Annotated in this window: 12 protein-coding genes; 8 read left to right on the top strand and 4 right to left on the bottom strand. The window is 68.6% G+C overall.

Annotated features, from left to right (window positions below; genetic code table 11):
* The first annotated feature begins 257 nt into the window (after positions 1-257).
* The 5 genes from ACIF83_RS15620 to ACIF83_RS15600 all read left to right on the top strand — a co-directional run bounded on the left by ACIF83_RS15620 (position 258) and on the right by ACIF83_RS15600 (position 5,160).
* Positions 258-1,145 (top strand): 5'-methylthioadenosine/S-adenosylhomocysteine nucleosidase, encoded by an 888-nt coding sequence (locus ACIF83_RS15620; RefSeq protein WP_399727108.1) that lies wholly within the window; start codon positions 258-260, stop codon positions 1,143-1,145.
* A gap of 106 nt (positions 1,146-1,251) precedes the next feature.
* Positions 1,252-2,619, top strand: coding sequence for an extracellular solute-binding protein (locus tag ACIF83_RS15615; protein ID WP_399727105.1), 1,368 nt, complete (start codon positions 1,252-1,254; stop codon positions 2,617-2,619).
* On the top strand, positions 2,616-3,479 hold the full coding sequence (locus tag ACIF83_RS15610; RefSeq protein WP_393469654.1) for a carbohydrate ABC transporter permease: 864 nt from the start codon (positions 2,616-2,618) through the stop codon (positions 3,477-3,479). Before ACIF83_RS15615 ends, ACIF83_RS15610 begins: the two co-directional genes overlap by 4 nt.
* An 8-nt stretch (positions 3,480-3,487) precedes the next feature.
* Positions 3,488-4,315: a carbohydrate ABC transporter permease gene (locus ACIF83_RS15605; protein ID WP_393469651.1), complete on the top strand. Its 828-nt coding sequence runs from the start codon at positions 3,488-3,490 to the stop codon at positions 4,313-4,315.
* Between the two features lie 137 nt (positions 4,316-4,452).
* Positions 4,453-5,160 (top strand): helix-turn-helix domain-containing protein, encoded by a 708-nt coding sequence (locus tag ACIF83_RS15600; RefSeq protein WP_399727100.1) that lies wholly within the window; start codon positions 4,453-4,455, stop codon positions 5,158-5,160.
* A 36-nt stretch (positions 5,161-5,196) separates the two neighbouring features.
* Here the strand turns inward: ACIF83_RS15600 and ACIF83_RS15595 are convergent, their stop codons facing one another.
* Positions 5,197-6,222 (bottom strand): ATP-dependent 6-phosphofructokinase, encoded by a 1,026-nt coding sequence (locus ACIF83_RS15595; RefSeq protein ID WP_393469644.1) that lies wholly within the window; start codon positions 6,220-6,222, stop codon positions 5,197-5,199.
* 211 nt (positions 6,223-6,433) lie between these two features.
* On the opposite strand from ACIF83_RS15595, the gene pta reads away from it, so the two are divergent.
* The 3 genes from pta to pyk all read left to right on the top strand — a co-directional run bounded on the left by pta (position 6,434) and on the right by pyk (position 11,292).
* Positions 6,434-8,524 (top strand): phosphate acetyltransferase, encoded by a 2,091-nt coding sequence (gene pta, locus ACIF83_RS15590; protein ID WP_393469641.1) that lies wholly within the window; start codon positions 6,434-6,436, stop codon positions 8,522-8,524.
* Complete coding sequence (locus ACIF83_RS15585) at positions 8,521-9,732, top strand: acetate kinase (protein WP_393469638.1); 1,212 nt, start codon at positions 8,521-8,523, stop codon at positions 9,730-9,732. Before pta ends, ACIF83_RS15585 begins: the two co-directional genes overlap by 4 nt.
* A 132-nt stretch (positions 9,733-9,864) precedes the next feature.
* Positions 9,865-11,292 (top strand): pyruvate kinase, encoded by a 1,428-nt coding sequence (gene pyk / locus ACIF83_RS15580; protein WP_393469635.1) that lies wholly within the window; start codon positions 9,865-9,867, stop codon positions 11,290-11,292.
* A 276-nt stretch (positions 11,293-11,568) separates the two neighbouring features.
* Here the strand turns inward: pyk and ACIF83_RS15575 are convergent, their stop codons facing one another.
* From ACIF83_RS15575 to ACIF83_RS15565, 3 genes are all read right to left on the bottom strand, one after another.
* Positions 11,569-12,903: a hypothetical protein gene (locus tag ACIF83_RS15575; RefSeq protein WP_393469632.1), complete on the bottom strand. Its 1,335-nt coding sequence runs from the start codon at positions 12,901-12,903 to the stop codon at positions 11,569-11,571.
* Positions 12,893-13,450, bottom strand: coding sequence for a DUF6114 domain-containing protein (locus ACIF83_RS15570; RefSeq protein ID WP_393469630.1), 558 nt, complete (start codon positions 13,448-13,450; stop codon positions 12,893-12,895). The genes ACIF83_RS15575 and ACIF83_RS15570 overlap by 11 nt, the downstream gene beginning before the upstream one ends.
* 119 nt (positions 13,451-13,569) lie before the next feature.
* A complete protein-coding gene (locus ACIF83_RS15565) occupies positions 13,570-14,217 on the bottom strand; it encodes a DUF6230 family protein (RefSeq protein WP_393469627.1) in 648 nt (215 codons plus the stop codon).
* Positions 14,218-14,767 lie beyond the last annotated feature (550 nt).

The raw sequence follows: 14,767 nt of genomic DNA, 5'->3' as shown, positions 1-14,767 counted from the left end.
ACGGTCCGGTGAACCGGTCACTCCGATGTCATCTGGTGTGCATTCAAGTTACTGGGCCACGAGCCGGCCGGACAGCCATTCCGCGAGAGCCGTGGCAACCGGGGTCGACGGTGCCGTTCGACGGCCGGCTGCCCTCTCCACCGGTCCCGGGCGGCATGTCGCGGGAGAGCCCGCCGTGCCGGTGTATGCCGTAACTTGAAGTCCTCGGACCCGCGGCAGCCCCTGCCTCAGGGGTGAACATATCCAGGCGAGTTGGGATGGGCAGAACGGTGGAAGACGTACGCCCCACGTTGGTGATCCTCACGGCACTCCCCGTCGAATACGAGGCCGTCCGAGAACGGCTCACCGGTTGCGAGCCACTGGTGCACCCATCCGGTACGAGGGTCGAGCGGGGCCGGCTGGCGGGTACCGAATGGCACGTGGCGCTCGCCCAGATCGGCGAGGGCAATCAGACCGCCGCGATCGTCACCGAACGCCTCAGCACGTGGCTGAGCCCCCAGGCACTGTTCTTCGTGGGAGTCGCGGGCGGCCTCAAGGAGGAGATCCGTATCGGTGACGTCGTGGTGGGCACGCGTGTGTACGCCTATCACGGCGGCAAGCAGACACCGGAGGGCTTCTACGCCCGCCCGCGCGCCTGGGACGCCTCGCACCGCCTGGAGCAGACCGCCAGATACGCACTGCGCGGGCCGCGTTGGCGGGACAGAGTGCACTTCAAGCCGATCGCCGCCGGAGAAGTGGTCCTCAATGACGCCGAGTCGGACCTGGCCGACCAAATCCGTCGTCACTACAACGACGCCGTTGCCATCGAGATGGAGAGCGCCGGCGTCGCCCACGCCGCCCATCTCGTCGGCGCCCTGGACACCCTCACCATCCGCGGCATCAGCGACAAGGCCGACGGGGCGAAACACCTGGCCGACGCGTCCGGCTCACAGCCGTTGGCCGCCGCGACCGCCGCTCAGGCGGCCATGGCCATCATCGCCGAGCTGGAGCCGACAGTCCGGCGGAACGCCCCGGACCAGCGCGAGCCCTCCGCGCCGAGCGTCCGGTACGGGGGCGACCACATCGACTTCCGCGGCGGGACCTTCTACGGGCCGGTCACCGGCAAAGTCGTCCGCGGGCCGGAGGTGCCGGGCGCCGACAGGTGAGGCGGGACCCAATCCGCCGCAGACACATTGACCTGACTAGACCACTCCTCTTACGTTCACACGGCAGCCATTCCCGCGCCACCACCCCGTGAGTTCGCAGGAGGTCATGCCCGTGCGCCCCACCGCCACCGCCCTCGTAGCACTCACCCTTGCCGCAACCACCCTCACCGCCTGCGGCAACGGCTCCGGCAGCAGCCCCAACACCATCAAGGTCTCCTTCAAGCAGTCGACGGACAACTCCATCAAGGTGATGGACACCTACCTCGCCGACATCAAGAAGCAGTTCGAGAAGAAGTACCCCGGAAAGAAGGTGGAGCTGGTCCCCATCAAGGCGCCGGACTCGGAGTACTACACCAAGCTGCAGCAGATGCTCCGCTCCCCCAGGACCGCCCCGGACCTGGTGTACGAGGACACCTTCCTCATCAACTCGGACATCACGAGCGGGTACTTGAAGCCCCTCGATCCGTACCTCGCCAAGTGGCCGGACTGGCAGCAGTTCATCGACACGGCGAAGAGCGCGGCGAAGGGCGAGGACGGGAAGACGTACGGCGTGCCCGACGGCACCGACACCCGGGGCCTGTGGTTCGACAAGCGCGTCTTTGGCAAAGCCGGTCTCCCCACCGACTGGCAGCCCAAGACCTGGGACGACATCCTCACCGCCGCCCGCACCATCAGGCAGAAGGTCCCCGGCGTCACCCCGCTCAACGTCTACACCGGCAAGCCGGCGGGTGAGCGGGCCACCATGCAGGGGTTCGAGATGCTCCTGTACGGCACCGGCGACGGGACGGCGGACCCCCTGTACGACAGCGGCAGCAAGAAGTGGATCGCCGGCAGCCAGGGGTTCAAGGACTCGCTGAAGTTCGTCGAGACCGTGTACAAGGAGAAGCTCGGGCCCGACGTCTCCGACGCGCTCGATCCCAACTTCGCCACCACCGTCAACGGCGAGCTTCTCCCGCAGGGCAAGCTCGGTATCGACCTCGACGGCTCCTGGCTCCCGCAGGCCTGGCTGCCGGGCAGCGGGCACGAGTGGAAGGACTGGTCCCAGCAGCTGGGGCTCGCCTACATGCCCACCCAGCACGGCCAGGCCCCGGGCAAGGTGAGCATGTCCGGCGGCTGGACCTGGGCCGTCCCTGCCAAGGCGGGCAACCCCGACCTCGCCTTCGACTTCATCAGGACCATGCAGACGAAGGACAACGCCCGGAAGTGGTACATCGCCAACTCCGGTATCGCGGTGCGGAAGGACGTGGCGAGCGACCCGGCGTACGCCACCGCCCAGCCCGGCATCAAGTTCTTCACCGACCTCGTCGCCAGCACCCACTACCGGCCCGCCTACCCCGCGTACCCGAAGGTGTCGACCGCCGTCCAGGACGCCATGGAGGGTGTCAGCACCGGTGATCAGTCCGTGGAGAAGGCGGCCGGCGGCTACGACGCGACGCTCAAGGACGTCACCGACAACCAAGTGATCCAGAAGTGAGGCTCCGCCGACGGATCACGCGCCCCCTCCCCCTCACCCCCGCCCTGGTCCTCCTGCTTCTCTTCCTCGCCGGCCCCATCGCCTACTGCGTCTACATCGCCTTCACCGACCTCCAGCTGACCGGCCAGGCCCACTCCTCCTTCGTCGGGTTCGACAACTTCCGCAGGGCCTTCCACGACGACGCGTTCCTCAACGCGGTCTGGCTGACGCTGGTGTTCACGGTGCTGTCCTCGCTCGTCGGGCAGAACACCCTGGGCCTCGCCCTCGCGGCGCTGATGAAGCGTGCCTCCAAGCCCGTGCGCACCCTCACCGGCGCGGTCGTGATCACCGCCTGGGTGCTGCCGGAGGTCGTCGCCGGGTTCCTGCTCTACGCCTTCTTCCGGCGCGAGGGCACCTTGAACGCCATCCTGCAGCACCTCCATCTGCCGGCGCAGAACTGGCTGTTCACCCTTCCCATCCTCGCCGTCTCCTTCGCCAACGTCTGGCGCGGCACGGCGTTCTCGATGCTCGTCTACTCGGCCGCGCTCGACGAGATACCGAGCGAGATCAGCGAGGCCGCGGAAGTGGACGGTGCGGGCGGGTGGCGGCGGATGTGGCACATCACCCTGCCGATGATCCGGCGTTCCATCGGCACCAACCTCATGCTCAACACCCTGCAGACGCTCTCCGTCTTCGGGCTGATCTGGGTGATGACCAGAGGCGGGCCCGGCGACAAGAGCCAGACCCTGCCGCTTTTCATGTACGAACAGGCCTTCCAGAACAGCATGATCGGGTACGGCACCGCCGTCGCCCTGCTCCTGCTGCTCGTGGGCTCCCTGTTCTCCGTCGTCTATCTGCGTCTGCTGCGGACGGAGGTGTAGGACCGGCCATGCCCCGACATCGTCCCTCGCGTCGCCTCGCCGCCGACGCCGGGCTGCTCGTCGTCGCCCTCGCCTTCGCACTGCCCCTGGCCTGGGTGCTGCTGTCCTCCGTGGACGCGCATGCGGACTTGAAGGTCAAGGTGCCCGACGGGCTCACGCTCGGCAACTTCGACGCGATCCTCACCCCGGACATCACCTACACCCCGCTGCTCAACAGCCTGATCCTGTGCGGCGGGGCCACCGCGCTGACCGTCGTCTGCGCGGCCCTCGCCGCCTATCCGCTCTCCCGGTTCCGGTCCCGGCTCAACCGGCCGTTCCTGCTGACGATCCTGTTCGCGACGAGTCTGCCGATCACCGCGATCATGGTGCCGGTGTACGCGCTGTTCGTGCGGGTGAACCTGATCGACACACTGCAGGGGACGATCTTCTTCTTCGCCGCCTCCCAACTCCCGTTCGCCATCTGGCTGATGAAGAACTTCATGGACGGGGTGCCGAAGGAGCTGGAGGAGGCGGCCTGGACCGACGGGGCGTCGTCGTTGCAGTCCCTCGTCCGGATCGTGCTGCCGTTGATGGGGCCGGGGCTCGCCGTCGTGACCGTCTTCTCGTTCGTGATGATGTGGGGGAACTTCTTCGTCCCCTTCATGCTGCTGCTCAGCCCGGACCAGATGCCGGCCTCGGTCAGCATCAACGACTTCTTCGGCAACCGGGGCATGGTGGCGTACGGGCAGCTCGCCGCCTTCTCCGTGATCTACTCGACCCCGGTGATCCTGTTGTACGTGCTCGTGGCGCGGCGGCTGGGGGGCGGGTTCGCGCTCGGCGGTGCGGTCAAGGGATAGCGGACAGGGGTGATCCACCCGTTACCTACCGAACGGCCGGAACGTACCGAACGGCCGGAACCGTACCTTCCTACAATTAGTGATCCTGTCGGAACGGCCCGTAGTCAACCCGTGGGTAGCTCCCTAGCTTGTGCGGAGTGCGCCAGCCCTCAGCTCAACCGAACCCCTCGGCTCCCCCGTTCAACGCCCCGGCCGCCCGCCGGCTCCGTGCCGCCCTCGGCATGGGGCCCGAGCACGTCGCCTACGGGATGCGTGCGTCGTACGGGATGCCGTATGTCACCCCTGACCTCGTCGTCGCCTGGGAACGCGGGATCGCCTCTCCCGACAATCCCGAGCTCACCGCCCTCGCGGGTGTGCTGTGGTGTTCTCCGGGTGAACTGATCGGCAGGCCCCGCACGCTGCGCGAGCACCGGGTCGCCCGCGAGATCGCGCCCGAGGACGTGGCCCATGCCCTCGGCATGGAGCTGTCCGGGTATCTGCGCACGGAGGAGAGCGGGGAGTGGCGGGGCAACGAGCGCCAGTCGGCCGCGCTCGCCCGGGTGCTGGAGCTGACCCTGCCCGACTTCGTGGCCGTCACGGGCCGCGAGAAGAAGCTCGCCGAGCTGCTGCACAGCGCGGTGACCACCCGCTGGCAGGCCTATGTGCGCCCGGTCGCGAAGGTCGCGCCCCTGGACCGCGGAGTCCTGGAGGACGTGCTGCAGGAGCTGCACCAGGACTACCAGGGGCACATGGCCGCCACCCTCAGCTGGGGCGGCGGCAGCAGCGATGCCAGTGAGTCCGGCCAGGACTTCATCGACCGGATCGTGGAGAACTTCTGGACGGCCGTCGAGAACAGGAACGGCTAGTCGAGAACAGGAACGGCTGGTCGGGAACAGGGACGGCTAGAAGACCGACTCGGCCTCGTCCATGCGGTCCGTCGGGACCGTCTTCAGCTCGGTGACCGCCTCCGCGAGCGGCACCATCTGGACGTCGGTGCCGCGCAGCGCGGTCATCTTGCCGAAGTCGCCGCGGTGTGCGGCCTCGACGGCGTGCCAGCCGAAGCGGGTGGCGAGGACGCGGTCGTACGCGGTCGGGACGCCGCCGCGCTGGATGTGGCCGAGGATGACCGGCTTGGCCTCCTTGCCGAGGCGCCGCTCCAGCTCGTAGGCGAGCGCGGTGCCGATGCCCTGGAAGCGCTCGTGGCCGTACTGGTCGATCTCGCCCTTGCCGTAGTCCATGGTGCCGTCGATGGGGTGGGCGCCCTCGGCGACGCAGACGACCGCGAACTTCTTGCCCCGGGAGAACCGCTCCTCGACCATCTTGGCCAGGTCGGCGGGGTCGAAGGGGCGCTCGGGCAGGCAGATGCCGTGGGCGCCGGCGGCCATGCCGGACTCCAGGGCGATCCAGCCGGCGTGCCGGCCCATGACCTCGACGACCATCACGCGCTGGTGGGACTCGGCCGTGGTCTTCAGGCGGTCCATGGCCTCGGTGGCGACGCCGACGGCGGTGTCGAAGCCGAAGGTGCGGTCCGTCGAGGAGATGTCGTTGTCGATGGTCTTGGGGACGCCGACGACCGGCAGGCCGGCGTCGGAGAGCATGCGGGCCGCGGTCAGCGTGCCCTCGCCGCCGATCGGGATCAGCGCGTCGATGCCGAACTCCTCGACCATGTCGGTGGCGCGCTCGCAGGCCTCGCGCAGCCGGTCGCGCTCCAGGCGGGAGGAGCCGAGGATGGTGCCGCCGCGGGCCAGGATGCCGCTGACCGCGTCCAGGTCGAGGGTGCGGTAGTGGCGGTCGAGCAGACCCCGGTAGCCGTCCTCGAAGCCGATGACCTCGTCGCCGTACTGCGTCACCGCCCGGTGCACGACCGATCGGATCACGGCGTTCAGGCCGGGGCAGTCGCCGCCTGCGGTGAGGACTCCGATGCGCATCGTGCTGTGTCTCCTGCTCGCTTTCGGTGCCGGTGAGCCACTGCCGATTCTTTCACGTCCGCCGGAGCGGTGAAGTCCTGACGGGCGCCTTATCCGGCACCGGGGGTATTGTCAAGAGGGTTCTGCTCACCTTGGTGGGCGATTTTTATGCCGTAGAAGAGACAGCACCGCCGAGACATCACCGACGAGCCACAGGAAACGGAGTGCACACGTGACGCGCAGCGTGTACGTGACCGGGATCGACCGCGGCGACGGCCGCCAGGTCGTGGAGCTGGGGGTCATGGAGCTCCTGACCCGGCAGGTCGACCGGGTGGGTGTGTTCCGCCCACTCGTGCACGACCGGCCCGACCGGATGTTCGAGCTGCTGCGGTCGCGGTACCGCCTCTCCCAGGACCCGGCGACCGTCTACGGCATGGACTACCTGGAGGCGTCCGCGCTCCAGGCCGAACAGGGCACGGACGAGCTCGTCTCGGCCCTGGTCGACCGCTTCCACCTGGTGGCCCGGGACTACGACGTGGTCCTCGTCCTCGGCACCGACTTCGCGGACACCCAGCTGCCGGACGAGCTGTCCCTGAACGCCCGCCTCGCCAACGAGTTCGGCGCGTCCGTGATCCCGGTGGTCGGCGGCCGCAAGCAGACGGCCGAGGCCGTGCTGGCCGAGACGCGCAACGCCTACCGCGCGTACGACGGGCTGGGCTGCGACGTCCTCGCCATGGTCACCAACCGGGTGGCCCGCGAGGACCGCGACGCCATCGCCGAGCGGCTCGCGGACCGTCTGCCGGTGCCCTGCTACGTGGTGCCCGACGAGCCTGCGCTGTCCGCGCCGACCGTCGCGCAGATCGCCCAGACCCTCGGCGCCAAGGTGCTGCTCGGCGACGACTCCGGGCTCGCCCGGGACGCGCTGGGCTTCGTCTTCGGCGGTGCGATGCTGCCGAACTTCCTGAGCGCCCTGACCCCGGGCTGTCTGGTCGTGACCCCGGGCGACCGCGCCGACCTGGTCGTCGGCTCGCTGGCCGCGCACAGCGCCGGCACCCCGCCGATAGCCGGCGTGCTGCTCACCCTGAACGAGGTGCCGAGCGAGGAGATCCTCACGCTGGCCGCCCGGCTCGCCCCGGGCACCCCGGTGCTCTCGGTGTCCGGCACCAGTTTCCCCACCGCCGAGCACCTCTTCTCCCTGGAGGGGAAGATGACCGCGGCCACGCCGCGCAAGGCGGAGACCGCGCTCGGCCTGTTCGAGCGGTACGCCGACACCGCCGAACTGGCCCGCCGGGTCTCGGCACCGAGCAGCGACCGGGTCACCCCGATGATGTTCGAGCACAAGCTGCTCGAACAGGCCCGCTCCGACAAGCGAAGGGTCGTTCTGCCGGAGGGCACCGAGGAGCGGGTGCTGCACGCGGCCGAGGTGCTGCTGCGCCGGGGCGTGTGCGACCTGACCCTGCTCGGCCCGGTCGACCGGATCCGCAAGCAGGCCGCCGACCTGGGCATCGACCTCGGCGACAGCCAGCTGATCGACCCGGCCACCAGCGAGTTGCGCGACGCCTTCGCCGAGAAGTACGCCCTGCTGCGCGCCCACAAGGGCGTGACGGTGGAACTGGCCTACGACGTCGTCTCCGACGTGAACTACTTCGGCACCCTGATGGTCCAGGAGGGGCTGGCCGACGGCATGGTGTCGGGCACGGTGCACTCCACGGCGGCCACCATCCGGCCCGCCTTCGAGATCATCAAGACCAGGCCGGACTCCTCGATCGTGTCGTCCGTCTTCTTCATGTGCCTGGCCGACAAGGTGCTGGTCTACGGCGACTGTGCGGTCAACCCGGACCCGAACGCCGAGGAGCTTGCGGACATCGCCATCCAGTCGGCCGCCACGGCGGCGCAGTTCGGCGTGGAGCCGCGGATCGCGATGCTGTCGTACTCCACCGGTACGTCGGGCTCCGGCGCCGACGTCGACAAGGTGCGCGAGGCCACCGAGCTGGCGCGCTCGCGCCGGCCCGACCTGAAGATCGAGGGGCCGATCCAGTACGACGCCGCCGTCGAGCCATCCATCGCCGCGACCAAGCTGCCGGACTCCGATGTCGCCGGGCAGGCCAGCGTGCTGATCTTCCCCGACCTCAACACCGGCAACAACACCTACAAGGCCGTGCAGCGCTCGGCCGGCGCGATCGCCGTCGGCCCGGTCCTGCAGGGCCTGCGCAAGCCGGTCAACGACCTGTCCCGCGGCGCACTCGTCCAGGACATCGTCTCCACTGTCGCCATCACGGCGATCCAGGCCCAGAACCCGAGCGAGAAGGCGTCCGAGCAGTGACCACCCCGACCCGTGTCCTCGTCCTCAACTCCGGCTCCTCGTCGGTGAAGTACCAGCTGCTGGACATGCGGGACAGCAGCCGGCTGGCGGTGGGTCTGGTGGAGCGGATCGGCGAGCAGACCTCCCGGCTCAGGCACACCTGCCGCACCACGGGCGAGACCCGTGAGCACACCGGCCCGATCGCCGACCACGATGCGGCCCTCAAGGCGGTCGCCGAGGAGCTGGGCCGGGACGGCCTGGGCCTGGACTCGCCGGAGCTGGCCGCGATCGGGCACCGGGTGGTGCACGGCGGCATGTTCTTCACCGAGCCCACCGTCATCGACGACGAGGTGCTCGCCGAGATCGAGCGGCTGATCCCCGTCGCGCCGCTGCACAACCCGGCCAACCTCACGGGAATCCGCACCGCGCAGGCGCTGCGCCCCGACCTGCCGCAGGTCGCGGTGTTCGACACGGCGTTCCACACGACGATGCCCGAGTCCGCGGCCCGCTACGCGATCGACCCGAAGATCGCGGACCGGCACCGCATCCGCCGCTACGGCTTCCACGGCACCTCGCACGCGTACGTCTCCCGCGAGACCGCGCGGCTGCTGGGCAAGGACCCTTCCGAGGTCAACGTGATCGTGCTGCACCTCGGCAACGGCGCCTCGGCGTCGGCGGTCGAGAAGGGCCGGTGCGTGGACACCTCCATGGGGCTGACGCCGCTGGAGGGCCTCGTCATGGGTACGCGGTCCGGCGACCTGGATCCTGCCGTCATCTTCCATTTGGCGCGTGTTGGCGGAATGTCCATGGACGAGATCGACACTCTTCTCAACAAGAGGAGCGGTCTGTTCGGCCTGTGCGGGGACAATGACATGCGGGAGATCCGCCGCCGGATCGACGAGGGCGACGAAGAGGCCGCGCTCGCCTTCGACATTTACATTCACCGGCTCAAGAAGTACATCGGCGCCTATTACGCGGTGCTCGGCCGGGTGGACGCGGTCGCGTTCACGGCCGGGGTCGGCGAGAACGCGGCGCCGGTGCGGGAGGCTGCGATCGCTGGCCTGGAGGGGCTGGGCCTGGCGGTCGACGGCGAGCTGAACGCCGTGCGCGGCGACGAGCCGCGGCTGATCTCGCCCGAGTCCGCGCGGGTCGCGGTCGCCGTGGTGCCGACCGACGAGGAACTGGAGATCGCCACGCAGACCTACGCACTGGTCGGAAAGAGCAGTTGAGCAAAAGGCAGTACAGCTGAGCAGTGGAGCTGAGTAATACACGGCAGTAACACGCCTGAGCGCATGTCCGCCCATTTGTATCTTCCGCCAGACGGAATATTCCGCAGCGAAACAAACCGATAGGATCGCCCCATGCGCCGTTCGAAAATCGTCTGTACTCTCGGCCCCGCGGTCGACTCCCACGAGATGCTCGTCGCCATGATCGAGGCGGGTATGAATGTGGCCCGCTTCAACTTCAGCCACGGCACCCACGCCGAGCACCAGGCGCGGTACGACCGCGTCCGTGCGGCCTCGAAGGAGACCGGCCGGGCCATCGGTGTCCTCGCCGACCTGCAGGGCCCGAAGATCCGCCTGGAGACCTTCGCCGAGGGTCCGGTCGAGCTGGAGCGCGGTGACGAGTTCGTCATCACGACCGAGGACGTGCCGGGCGACAAGCACATCTGCGGTACGACGTACAAGGGGCTGCCGGGCGATGTCTCGCGCGGCGACCAGGTCCTCATCAACGACGGCAACGTCGAGCTGAAGGTCCTGGACGTCGAGGGTCCGCGGGTACGGACGATCGTCATCGAGGGCGGTGTCGTCTCCGACCACAAGGGCATCAACCTGCCCGGCGCGGCGGTCAACGTCCCGGCGCTGTCCGAGAAGGACATCGAGGATCTGCGCTTCGCCCTCCGCATGGGCTGCGACATGGTCGCTCTTTCCTTCGTCCGGGACGCCAAGGACGTGCAGGACGTCCACCGCGTCATGGACGAGGAGGGCCGCCGGGTCCCGGTGATCGCCAAGGTGGAGAAGCCGCAGGCGGTCGACAACATGGAGCATGTCGTCCTGGCGTTCGACGGTGTGATGGTCGCCCGTGGTGACCTCGCCGTCGAGTACCCGCTGGAGAAGGTCCCGATGGTGCAGAAGCGCCTGGTGGAGATGTGCCGGCGCAACGCCAAGCCGGTGATCGTGGCGACCCAGATGATGGAGTCGATGATCACCAACTCCCGGCCGACCCGCGCCGAGGCCTCCGACGTCGCCAACGCGATCCTGGACGGTGCCGACGCGGTCATGCTGTCGGCGGAGTCCTCGGTGGGCGCCTATCCGGTCGAGACGGTCAAGACGATGTCGAAGATCGTCACCGCGGCCGAGCAGGAGCTGCTCTCCAAGGGCCTGCAGCCCCTGGTCCCCGGCAAGAAGCCGCGCACCCAGGGTGGTTCGGTCGCCCGTGCGGCCTGCGAGATCGCCGACTTCCTCGGCGGCAAGGGGCTGATCGCCTTCACCCAGTCCGGCGACACCGCCCGCCGCCTGTCCCGCTACCGCGCGGCCCAGCCGATCCTCGCCTTCACCACCGACGAGGGCACCCGCAACCAGCTGACCCTCAGCTGGGGCGTGGAGCCGCACGTCGTGCCGTTCGTGAACACCACGGACGAGATGGTCGACATGGTCGACGCGGAGCTGGCCAAGCTGGGCCGCTTCAACCCCGCCGACACGGTCATCATCACCGCCGGCTCGCCCCCCGGCGTCCCCGGCACCACCAACATGGTCCGGGTCCACCACGTGGGCGGCGAGAGCAAGTAACGCTCTTCGCAAGGATCTTGTACGACAGTGAGGGCGCCCCCGGTGACAGGGGGCGCCCTCGGTGCTTCATCCGTCAGCCGACGGTTCCCGACTCCACGGGGAAGTCCGGGAGCCAGGGCTTGGAGGTGTCGTACAGGGCGTCCAGGTGTAATCCGCATCGCAAGTGATGTTCCTGGTGCGGCGCCCCCGTACCGGGTGCAAATGGCCGTGGCCCGGTCCTCCACAAGTGGAGGACCGGGCCACGGCGTGCGGCTCCCGAACGGGTCGAGGGGGTGCTCAGTCGGTGGTGTACACGTGCATGCCGGGCACGTGGAGATCGCCACCGAACTGGGCTGCCTGCGTCACCTTCACGTTGGTGAAGTAGATCAGCGGGATGTTGAGCGGCGGCGGGCTGTCGGGGCTGAACGTCACCGGGATCAGGCCGAACAGGTTGCCCGAGATGCTCTGGGTGTACATCACGGTGTCGCCGTTGCGGATGGTGGACGTCGAACCCTTGGCGGCCTGCACGTGGTAGACCTTGCCGGACTGCTTGTCGTTGACCGTCTGGTGCAGGTCACCGATGTCGGTCCCGCCGGAGATGACGTACTTCAGCACCTTCTTCGTGGTGCCGTTGGCCGTCTTCACCTCGACGATGCCCTGGTAGTCGGCGCCCTTCAGCAGCAGCGAGCTGGCGTTCAGGTACCAGGGGTCGTCCGCCACCGGCACCTTGTTGTCGACACCGCTGACGTCGTCGGTGGCCGCCGGGCAGTCGTCCGGGGACGCCGAGGAGCTCGCGGAGGGGCTGGGCGTGGCCGACTCGGCCGCGTCCTTGACCGCCTGGGTGGTGCCCTCGGCCGTCTTGGAGACCGTGTCGGTGGTGTTCTTCACCGTGTCCGTGACCGTCTTGGCGGCCTTGGTCGCGGTGTCCTTGACGGTGTCGGCGGCGCTGCCCTTGTCCGAGGAGCCGGACGAGGACGACGTGGCCGGCGACGAGGACTCGGACGCGGACGGCGTCGGGCTCGCGGACGTACCGGAGTCCTTGTTGCCGCCGGTGAGGACGTCGCCGATGTCACCGATCGTGTCGCCGATGGTGTCCAGGATGGTGCCACCGCTGCTCTGGGACGCCGACGGGGTCGGCGTGGCCGTGCTGCCGCCACCGGAGCCCGAAGAGCCGGACCCCGAACCCGAGCCGGAGGTCGCCGTCGGAGTGGGCGTGGCCTGGTCGCCGGAACCTGAATCCGACGAAGAGGTCTTGCCCGTCGTCTTGCTGTCCTGGGTCTCGGCGGACGCCGTGGGGGTCGGCGTCGCCGTGGCCGTGGACTCGCTCGCAGACGGCGACGGCGAGGCCGAGGCGTCGTTGGAGCCGTCCAGCGCCTTGACGCAGTCCTTGTAGTCCGCGGCCTTCTGACTGTTGGACGTCGACGGCGTGCTGCCGTTGTCGGCAAGGGCGAGGGTCGAGGTGAAACCCATACCCACGATGACCGCCGTGGGCATCGCCACGGAAGCGATCGCCTTGCCGCCCGGCATGTGGAACCTGGTGAACAGCGGCTTCTTGGGTGCCGCGTGGCGTGGCCCGGTTCTCGCGCGGGACCCGTCCACGTCGGTCCCGTGGGCCACCTCGTCAGCCGGCACTGTGCCTCCCGTTCGCCTCGTTGGCCGGGCTCGTCCCTGACAGGTCGTACGACTTGCTCACCCCGTCCGCGGCCTGCGACGGCAGCGGTGCGGCTTCGGGGGCTGCGCCCTCACCCGGGCCGGGCCCGGCCGGCGGCTCCGACTGCGGCTCCGCGCCCGGCACCCACGCCACGGCCATCGCTCCGCCGACGAGGGCGAGCAGGAAGCCCATGATGAAGCCACCGAAGTTGGAGACGGGGAGCGACACGAGCGCCAGCAGGATCGCGGCGACTCCCGCGAATGTCCGTACGTGCTTCTGGAACCAGAGGCTGACGCCCAGCACGATGAGCAGCACGCCGATGATCAGGGAGCCGGCCCCCGCCGTGGTCGCCATCGCCAGCGTCAGGTGACCGAGCTGGAGGTGGAAGTACGGGAAGTACATGATCGGAAGACCGCTGAGCAGGACGTACAGCCCGGCCCAGAACGGACGGGTGCCCCGCCATGCGCGGAACTGCAGCCTCCGGTGGGTGAACTGGCCGGGTTCGGCGGCAGGAGTCTCGGCGCTCATGGAAAACAGCTCCCTGGTGCGGCGTTGCTGTGGTGGTGATGTGTGCCGCGCGTGAAGACGCGGCCGGAGTGCGGGTCGGGCGGGGGTGCCGTCGGCTCCCCCGCCCGATCACCGAGTGCCTAGTAGCACTCGATTCCCTTGCCGTCGCCCTGGTGCAGCGACATGTGCAGACCGCTGAGCTTGAAGGTGCCGGCAGTGGTGGCCCACGCCGTCTGCTGCACGTTGGTCAGGTCCGCCGAGTCCGCCTGCTGGGCGAAGCCGAACGGGTTGGCCTGCTCACCGTTGCCCTTCATGCCCGGACCCTTGCTGGCGTCCTTGGCGGCCACACCGATGTCGATGCCGTTGAACGTCGCATCGGCCTTCAGGTCGTCAACATCGATGTAGAGGTTGTGGGCCTGGACCTTGTCGTGACCCGCGCCGCCAGCCTCCAGACGGAGGGTGACCGACCCGAGGAACGGCACGTTCGGGGTAACCACGGACTGGCACATGTTGGTGATCGTGGCGTCGTTGAACGACGAGACAGCGACCGCGTGGGCCGTCTTCTTCCCGTCGAGCGTGTAGCCGCTGTCGACCGCCCCGTACTGGGCGAAGCCCTCACCGTGGAGGCTGTCGGCCGTCACCTTGAACTGCTGACCCGAAACGCTGAACGAAGCAGCGAGAGCGCCCTGCGCGAGGGCGACACCTATCGCGGCCGTAGCGGCGACGCTGGGCACCATGACCACAGCGAACCGCTTCCATCTGGTCCCGCCACGCACCTGGGACTCCATATTTCCTCCTTCTCGGACGTACATCTCCTGGCCCGGACTCGCCCCAGTCGGCGGCTCAGCCAGGCAGGGATGGGAGAAGTGCTACGTCCTCGGGAAGGAGAGCGCCCGTACCCGGAGGCGCGAACCGCGCCCGAATCACCGGCGATCACCCCCGAGCGACAACCACTGGTCGCGCCTGACACACATCACGCACAACCTCTGGACAGGCTTCGCCGGTAAGGCGAAGACCCCCCTGCCCTAGACCCGACGCCACTGCCGCCGGCTCTGCTCGGTGGGGACCCAGAGTCTCCCGTGACCCAACCGGCTGTCGGGGTACGGGAATGGACCGAGCGTCGCCGATCGTGGTGCATTCTCGCGCCGGACACAAGGGGGTTCGTTACTCGCTAGTAACGGCCGGATAACCGAACAACGACCCGTCGGTCTCGGAACGCCACCCTGGGTGGCTTCCGGGGGCAGAGCAATGCCATTTATTTCAGGACAAAACCAGGCAGGTCGACGACCCCGATTTACTGCGAGTAACAGCGGCCGCGATTACCAAGATTTGGTAAAG

Origin of the sequence: Streptomyces sp. NPDC085866, from assembly GCF_044541035.1 — a bacterium.
Taxonomy (GTDB): Bacteria; Actinomycetota; Actinomycetes; order Streptomycetales; family Streptomycetaceae; genus Streptomyces.
Note: the sequence above shows the minus strand (reverse complement) of the source record. Positions and strands in the feature narration are given on the sequence as shown.

Excerpts from the sequence above, each read along its gene's own strand:
- ACIF83_RS15615 (WP_399727105.1), top strand. The coding sequence starts at position 1,252 with ATGCCCGTGCGCCCCACCGCCACCGCCCTCGTAGCACTCACCCTTGCC.
- pyk (WP_393469635.1), top strand. The coding sequence starts at position 9,865 with ATGCGCCGTTCGAAAATCGTCTGTACTCTCGGCCCCGCGGTCGACTCC.
- ACIF83_RS15605 (WP_393469651.1), top strand. The coding sequence starts at position 3,488 with ATGCCCCGACATCGTCCCTCGCGTCGCCTCGCCGCCGACGCCGGGCTG.
- ACIF83_RS15620 (WP_399727108.1), top strand. The coding sequence starts at position 258 with ATGGGCAGAACGGTGGAAGACGTACGCCCCACGTTGGTGATCCTCACG.
- ACIF83_RS15565 (WP_393469627.1), bottom strand. The coding sequence starts at position 14,217 with ATGGAGTCCCAGGTGCGTGGCGGGACCAGATGGAAGCGGTTCGCTGTG.
- ACIF83_RS15570 (WP_393469630.1), bottom strand. The coding sequence starts at position 13,450 with ATGAGCGCCGAGACTCCTGCCGCCGAACCCGGCCAGTTCACCCACCGG.
- ACIF83_RS15595 (WP_393469644.1), bottom strand. The coding sequence starts at position 6,222 with ATGCGCATCGGAGTCCTCACCGCAGGCGGCGACTGCCCCGGCCTGAAC.